5 protein-coding genes are annotated in these 7,944 nt (G+C 71.2%); 3 read left to right on the forward strand and 2 right to left on the reverse strand.

What is annotated here, in order from left to right; translation table 11 throughout:
* Nucleotides 1–25 precede the first annotated feature (25 nt).
* Nucleotides 26–3,394 carry a S41 family peptidase gene (locus tag HY68_RS14435; protein ID WP_041988842.1) on the reverse strand — a complete coding sequence of 1,123 codons (3,369 nt, stop codon included), beginning with the start codon at nucleotides 3,392–3,394 and terminating at the stop codon, nucleotides 26–28.
* Between the two features lie 216 nt (nucleotides 3,395–3,610).
* Here HY68_RS14435 and HY68_RS14440 point away from each other — a divergent pair, with 216 nt between their 5' ends.
* A complete protein-coding gene (locus tag HY68_RS14440; RefSeq protein WP_041988844.1) occupies nucleotides 3,611–4,183 on the forward strand; it encodes a TetR/AcrR family transcriptional regulator in 573 nt (190 codons plus the stop codon).
* 93 nt (nucleotides 4,184–4,276) lie between these two features.
* A complete protein-coding gene (locus HY68_RS14445; protein WP_041988846.1) occupies nucleotides 4,277–6,532 on the forward strand; it encodes an MMPL family transporter in 2,256 nt (751 codons plus the stop codon).
* 72 nt (nucleotides 6,533–6,604) lie between these two features.
* Here the strand turns inward: HY68_RS14445 and HY68_RS14450 are convergent, their stop codons facing one another.
* Nucleotides 6,605–7,012 (reverse strand): SsgA family sporulation/cell division regulator, encoded by a 408-nt coding sequence (locus HY68_RS14450; protein WP_041988848.1) that lies wholly within the window; start codon nucleotides 7,010–7,012, stop codon nucleotides 6,605–6,607.
* Nucleotides 7,013–7,232: 220 nt separating this feature from the next.
* Here HY68_RS14450 and HY68_RS45105 point away from each other — a divergent pair.
* Nucleotides 7,233–7,944: energy-coupling factor ABC transporter permease (locus tag HY68_RS45105; protein ID WP_241778573.1), on the forward strand; the 712-nt coding region annotated here is incomplete at its 3' end.

A 7,944-nucleotide genomic window follows, 5' to 3' on the forward strand; every position in this document is an offset into this window, starting at 1 on the left:
GACGGCGACACCGCGCCGGACGGCGTCACCGTGGCGGTAGCGCCGGGCGGCTGCGGTCCGGGACCGCGCCGTAGCCCGGCGGTGTCGCCGCCGGGTGCGCCGCCAGCAGGTCCAGCGCCGCCCAGACCGCGTCGTCCAGCTGCGCGTGGCGGCCCTCCGCCCAGTCCAGGGGGGTGCGCAGCGCCTCGATGTCCGGTTCGACGCCGTGGTTCTCGACGGACCAGCCGTACGCGTCGAACCACGCGGCGTTCATCGGGACCGTGATGACCGTTCCGTCGACCAGCTCGTGCCTGCCGGTCATGCCGACCACCCCGCCCCAGGTGCGCTGGCCGACCACGGGTCCCAGCTTCAGCAGCCGGAACGCCGCCGTGATCATGTCGCCGTCCGACGACGTGGCCTCGTCGGCGATGGCGACGACGGGGCCGCGCGGCGCGTTCGAGGCGTACGAGACGGGCTGCGCGTCGCGTGTGAGGTCCCAGCCGAGGATGCGGCGGGTCAGCTTCTCGATGACCAGCTCGCTGACGTTGCCGCCCGCGTTGCCCCGTACGTCCACGATCAGCGCCGGGCGGGACACCTCAAGGCGCAGGTCCCGGTTGAACTGCGCCCACCCTGAGCCGTGCAGATCGGGGATGTGTAGATAGCCGCAGCGGCCGCCGCTGATCTCGCGTACCACCTCGCGCCGTTTGGCCACCCAGTCCTGGTAGCGCAGCGGGCGCTCGTCGATGAGCGGCACGACGGCGACCCGGCGGGAGTGCGCTGCGTCGGAGCTGTCGTCCAGCGGGCTCGGCTCGGCCTTCTTGAAGGTGAGTTCGACGGTGGTGCCGCCTGCGGCCGTCAGCAGCGGGTACGGTCCGGCGACCGGGTCGACGGGCCGCCCGTCGACATGGGTGAGGACCGCGCCCTCCCTGATGCCCGTCCCGGCCAGCGGCGAACGGGCCTTGGAGTCCGACGAGTCGCCCGGCAGGATCCGCTGCACGACCCAAGCGCCGTCCCTGCACACCAGGTTGGCGCCGAGCAGCCCGATCGGCCGCTGGTAGTGGCGCGGCCCCTCGTTGCGCCGGGACGGGGACACGTACGCGTGCGAGGTGCCCAGCTCGCCGACCACCTCGCGCAGCAGATCCGCGAACTCGTCGGGGGACGCGACCCGTTCGAGCAGGGGGCGGTACTGGTCGAGCACCGCGTCCCAGTCGACGCCGCACATCTGCGGCTCCCAGAAGTAGGCGCGGATGATCCGGCCGGCTTCCTCGTACGCCTGGCGCCACTCCGCCTCGGGGTCGACCTCGTGGTGGATCCTGCGCAGGTCGAGATGGACGGTCGAGTCGTTGTCACCCAGCTCCGTCGCGGGGACCGCGCGCAGCTCGTCGTCGTCCATGACCACAAGACGCGTACCGTCCCCGCTGGGCGTGAACCAGTCGAGATGCGCGACGAGTTCGCTCTTGCGGGCCTTCGCGATGTCGAAGTGCTCCAGGGTCGGCCGGCCCGAGGTGTCGGCGGGGTTGGCGAACGTCTCGCCGAGCGCGCCCGAGATCGGCCAGCGCAGCCAGACCAGACCGCCGCCGCTGACCGGGTACAGCGCCGAGTACTTGGACGCGGTGACGGGGAACGGGGTGACCCGGCTCGCCAGCCCCTCGACCTCCACGATGACCGTGCCGTCGCCCGAGCCGCCGGCCTCGCCCGTCGCGGGATCGAGCCCGCCGGCCGCGGGCCTGCCGTCGGGGGAGAGCGCGAACGGCGAGGGGGTCGCGGACGACAGCGGTACGAGATAGGGGCGGCTGCCCAGCGGGAACGACAGGTCGCCGGTGTGCACGTCGTACACCGGGTCGAAGCCGCGCCAGGACAGGAAGGCCAGATAGCGGCCGTCGCTGGTGAAGACCGGGTTCTCGTCCTCGAAGCGGCCGTCGGTGACGTCCACGACGGTACGGGCGAAACTGCCGCTGATCTTCGCCATCTTGATCTTCCGCAGCGAGCGGCCCACGCCCGGATGCGCCCAGGTCAGCCAGTCGCCGTCGGGCGAGAACGCCAGATCGGTGACCGGGCCGTTGATGGACCTGATCAGCTCGGTCACCTCGCCCGGCGCGGACTCGGGGGTGACCTCCGACGGCTCGCCCGCGTCAGCCGTCCCCCCGCTCTCCGCGGCATCGTCGTCCGTGACGTCCACCAGCAGCAGCCGACCGTCGTTCGAGGCGACCGCGATCCGCTCGCCGTCCGGGTCGGCCACCATCTCGTGCACCCGCCCGAGCTGCCCGGACGCCAGCCTGCGCGGCGGCCGGTCGCCGCTCGCGCGCGGCAGGTACGCGATCTCGATCGCGTCGGCGCCGTCCGCGTCCGTCACGTAGGCGACCTGGCCGCCGCTGCCGAGCATCACCGGGAAGCGGACCCGTACGCCTGGGGTGTCCGTGATCGTCCGGGCCGGGCCGTCGCGGTGCGTGAGCCAGTACAGGCTGCCCCGCACGACCACGGCGCTGGCCCGGCCCGTCGTGTCCACCGACAGCCCGTCGACGTGCTGCGATGCGGGGACCTGATAGCCGCGCCGCCCCGCGCGCTGCCCGCCGAGCCGTACCGCCAGCTTGCGCGGCTGCGAGTCAGGCGTCAGCGCGTCGACCAGCCACAGCTCGCCCGCGCACTGGTAGACGACGCGGCGCCCGTCGGACGAGGCGTGCCGGGCGTAGAACGTGTCGTGGTCGGTGTGGCGGCGCAGGTCGGTGCCGTCCGGCAGGCAGGAGTACAGATTGCCGACGCCCTCGTGGTCGGAGAGGAAGGCGATCCGGCCGCCCACGAACATCGGGCACTCCAGATGGCCGCCGATGTCGGCGAGCAGCCGCTCGCCGTGCAGCCACAGCCGGCCCGTCGCCCCGCCCCGGTACCGCTTCCAGGCGGCCGGCTCGTGCGGCGGCTTTCCGGTGAGCAGGAGCGTCTTGCGCTCCCCGTCGACGTCGGCCACGGCGATGTCGGAGACCGGGCCCCACGGGAGCTTGCCGCCGGGGGAGCCGTCGGTGGGGACGCTGTAGGCCCAGGAGTAGTACGAGAACGGCTGGCCGTGCGAGGAGACGGCGAGGATCTGCGCCGTACCGTCCTCCCGGTCCGACGGCGTCCAGCCGCAGACCCGGGTGTCGGTCGAGCCCCAGTAGCCGATCCGGCGCGGCGGACCGCCGTCCACGGGGGCCAGATGGATCTCCGGGTCCAGGCTGCGCCAGGTCGTGTACGCGATCTGGCTGCCATCCGGCGAGAACCGCGGGTGGCCGATTCTCGTGCGGTCGACGGTCACCCGCCAGGCGCGCCCCGGCCGCTGCCCCTCAGGGACGAGCGGGGCGACCCACAGATCGTCCTCGGCGGCGAAGCACAGCAAGTCGTCGTGCAGATGCGGGAAACGGAGATACGCGACGTCGTCACTCACCCCCCAATGCTTTCGGGGTGCGGGGGCGGCGGCAACTCGTGGTCCGGACTCTTACAGGTCCTGTACTTACACGTCACGTACTTATACGGGGCTGACGGTTGTGGCGGACTCCACACACGAAACGGTGCCGTTCCTTATTCCGGAGGGGCTATCGTCATATCAGCTGTACGAAACCGTTTCGTTCGGGACGGCCGGAAGCGGGGAAGGGGGTTGACCATGGCACGCAGCAGACTCACACCGGAGCGCGAGGCTGAGCTGTACGCGGCCGTGCTCGACCTGCTCCGCGACGTGGGCTACGACGGTCTGACCATGGACGCCGTCGCCGCCCGCACCCGGTCGAGCAAGGCCACCCTCTACCGCCAGTGGGGGAGCAAGCCCGAACTGGTCGCGCGAGCGCTGCGGCACGGCAAGCCCGTCGACGTGCACGACGTCGACACCGGCACGCTGCGCGGTGACTTCCACGCGATGGTGATCCGTACGGACGACTGTCAGATGGAACAGGACGCCGCGCTGATGCGGGGTCTTCTCCATGCCGTCCACGACAACCCAGAACTCCACCAGGCGCTGCGCGAACTGCTCGTCGAACCCGAGATGAACGGGATCAACGAGCTGGTGCAGCGCGCTGTGACCCGGGGCGAGGTGGCAGCGGACAACCCCGCGCTGCCGTACGTCCCGCACATGCTGGTCGGTGCTCTCATCGCCCGGCAGCTGATCGAGGACCGGTCGGTCGACCGGGCGTTCCTCGTCGACTACCTCGACGCCGTGGTGCTCCCCGCCCTCGTCGTCTGACCGCCTTGCCCCGCACCACCTGACACGTACCGCTCTCGTCGTCGGGCCGGCTCCCCATGCCCTGATCCCTCCATAGACCCGGGAGTGCGCCTCGTGGCCACGTTCCTCTACAAACTCGGACGGCTCGCCTTCCGGCGCCGCCGTTATGTCGCCCTGGTGTGGGTGGCGCTCCTGGCGGTCGCCGGGTTCGGCGCCGCCACCGCGTCCACCGCCACCTCCAGCTCCTTCTCGATCCCGGGGACGGAGGCGCAGAAGGCATTCGACCTGCTCGACCAGCGCTTCCCGGGGTCCAGCAGCGACGGAGCGACCGCCAGAGTCGTCTTCAAGGCGCCGACCGGCGAGAAGATGACCGACGCGCCGCAGAAGGCCGAGGTCAAGAAGATCTCCGACCGGCTCACCGCCGGCTCGGCGCAGGTCTCCTCGGTCAGCGACCCGTACACGCAGAACGCCGTGTCGAAGGACAAGACCACCGCGTACGTGGAGGTCGCCTACAAGGTCAGCTCGGCCGAGCTGACCGACGCGACCCGTGCCGCCCTCGAACACACCGGCGAACAGGCCCGTGCGGAGGGGCTGACCACCGAGATCGGCGGGGACGCGCTCCAGGTGGCACCGGAGACCGGCGCCACGGAGATCATCGGGGTCGCCGTCGCCGCGGTCGTCCTCGTCATCACCTTCGGCTCGCTGCTGGCGGCCGGACTGCCGCTGCTCACCGCGCTGATCGGGGTCGGCGTCGGTGTCTCCACCGTCACCGCGCTCGCGAACGTGCTCGACCTGGGCTCCACCACCTCCATCCTCGCCTCGATGATCGGGCTCGCCGTCGGTATCGACTACGCGCTGTTCATCGTCTCCCGGTACCGGGCCGAGCTGGCGGAGGGCAGAGAGCGGGAGGACGCGGCGGGCCGCGCCGTCGGCACGGCGGGCTCCGCCGTGGTCTTCGCCGGGCTGACCGTCGTCATCGCACTCGTCGGACTCGCCGTCGTCAACATCCCGATGCTCAGCAAGATGGGCTTCGCCGCCGCCGGCACGGTCGTGATCGCCGTCCTCATCGCGCTCACCCTGATCCCCGCGCTGCTCGGCTTCGCGGGCAAGCGGGTGCACGGCCGCAAGGGCCGTACGGCGCTGGAGGGCGCGCTGGCGAAGAAGCGCGAGGCGGACCGTACGGGCGTCGAGGAGGCCGAGAAGCGGCCCAACCTGGGCACCCGCTGGGCCAGGTTCGTGCTGCGCAAGCCCGTCACCGTCCTGATCGTGGGCGTCCTGGGCCTCGGCGCCATCGCCATTCCGGCGGCCTCGCTGGAGCTGGGCCTGCCCGACGACGGCTCGCAGCCCGTCAGCACCACCCAGCGCAAGGCGTACGACCTGCTGTCGGACGGCTTCGGCCCCGGCTTCAACGGGCCGCTGGTGGTCGTGGTCGACGGCAAGGCCGACGACAACGCCAAGGCGGCGGCGACCGAGGTCTCCGACACCGTGAAGAAGCTGGACGGCGTCGCCGCCGTCACCCCGGCCCATCTGAACAAGGCGGGCGACACGGCGACGATCACCGTCGTGCCCAAGGACCGGCCGTCCTCGGTCGGCACGGAGAACCTGGTCCACTCGATCAGGGACGCGGGCGGCACCGTCAAGGCCGACAGCGGGGCCGATGTGCTGGTCACCGGTGCGACGGCCATGAACATCGACTTCTCGCAGAAGATGAACGACGCGCTGCTGCCGTATCTGGCGCTGGTCGTCGGTCTGGCGTTCCTGCTGCTGATGGTGGTCTTCCGGTCGATCCTCGTGCCGCTCAAGGCGGCGCTCGGCTTCCTGCTGTCGGTGGTGGCCGCGCTCGGCGCCGTCGTCGCCGTCTTCCAGTGGGGCTGGCTCGCGAGTCTGCTCGGGGTGGAACAGACCGGACCCGTCATGTCGATGATGCCGATCTTCATGGTGGGGGTGGTCTTCGGCCTGGCCATGGACTACGAGGTCTTCCTGGTCACCCGGATGCGGGAGGCCTATGTGCACGGTGAGGCGCCGGACCAGGCGATCGTCACCGGATTCCGGCACGGGGCGCGGGTCGTCACCGCCGCCGCTGTGATCATGACGGCGGTCTTCGCCGGGTTCATCGGCGCGGGGGACTCGATGATCAAGATGATCGGGTTCGGGCTCGCCGTCGCGGTCTTCTTCGACGCGTTCGTGGTCCGGATGGCGATCGTGCCCGCGGTGCTCAAGCTGCTCGGGAACCGGGCCTGGTGGCTGCCGCGCTGGCTCGACCGGATCCTGCCCAACGTGGACGTGGAGGGCGAACAGCTGCGCAAGCGGCTCGCCGATCCGGGCGGCGACGGCGGCCCGGACACGGACCGCGAGCTGGCCCGGGTCTGAGCCCCGCTCGGGCCTGAGCCCCCCTCGGGTCCGACCCGCTCACCCACCTGCTTCTCTGGGACCTCACCGGTCTCAGAGGAGCAGGTTTCCTATGTGCCGCTCGATCTCCAGCTCCTTCTGCTCCTGGCCGGCCGGGACCGCCGCGTACGAGGCCTGGAGGAAGCGCCGCAGCGGCGCCGTGTCGAACTGCACCACCGCCACCCCCTCCGGCGCGTGCAACTCCAGCACGGTCTGCACCCGGCCGCACGGCCACACCCGTACGTCGCCGTCGCCCGACGGCGCGCGCAGTCCGCCGCTGAGCAGGTCACGGGCGAACGTCCAGACCACCTCGTCGTCGTCCAGGGACACCTCGGGCGGGAAGACGACCCGCACGGCGAGCGGGTCGTCGCTGTCGTAGCGCAGGGTGACGGCGACGGTCTTGTGGTGCGGCGCGTCCGATATCAGTCGGGCGGTGACGGGCTGTTCGACGGCGGGTGACATCGACTGCTCCTCTGCGGGCCTGTGGGGGGCCTGTGCTGCCCTTAATAGTACAAACATCTCAATTCGACCACGAATGGCGCGGTACGGGCATTTCGGACCTGTCCCGCGGGTGAACGGTGGTGGGTGAACTGTTGTTCGCAGGCTAGTCGCTCTTGCGAATGAGTTGCAGGTAGGGATTACCATCAGATGGTTCTGACCCCGGGGGAAGCGGAGCGCCCTGATGCATGTGCCCGACGGATTCATCGACGTACCCGTGTCCGCCGCCACCGGCGTCATCGCGGCCGCCGCGGTCGCCGTCAGCCTGCGCGGCGCCCGCCGCGAGCTGAACGAGCGCACCGCGCCCCTGGCGGGCCTGGTCGCCGCCTTCATCTTCGCCGTCCAGATGCTCAACTTCCCGGTCGCCGCCGGGACCAGCGGACATCTGCTGGGCGGCGCGCTCGCCGCGATCCTCGTCGGCCCGTACACCGGTGTGCTGTGCATCTCCGTCGTCCTGCTGATGCAGGGCATCCTCTTCGCCGACGGCGGTCTGACCGCGCTCGGCGTGAACATCACCGACATGGCGCTGACGACGACCGTCGTCTCGTACCTGGTCTTCCGCGCGCTGGTGCGCCTGCTGCCCCGGACCCGCAGGTCGGTGACGGTCTCCGCCTTCGTCGCCGCGCTGCTGTCCGTGCCGGCGGCGGCGCTCGTCTTCACCCTGATCTACGAGATCGGCGGGACGACCGACATCCCGATCGGTGACGTGCTGACGGCGATGGTCGGTGTGCACGTCCTCATCGGGATCGGCGAGGCCGCGATCACCGCGCTGACCGTCGGCGCCGTCATCGCCGTACGCCCCGACCTGGTGTACGGGGCGCGCGGCCTGTCCGCGCCGCTGAAGCTGCGGGTCGGCGGGCAGCTGGTCGACGCGGCGCCCGAGCAGCCGGCCCCCG

This window comes from Streptomyces sp. AcH 505 (genome assembly GCF_000818175.1).
Lineage (GTDB): Bacteria > Actinomycetota > Actinomycetes > Streptomycetales > Streptomycetaceae > Streptomyces.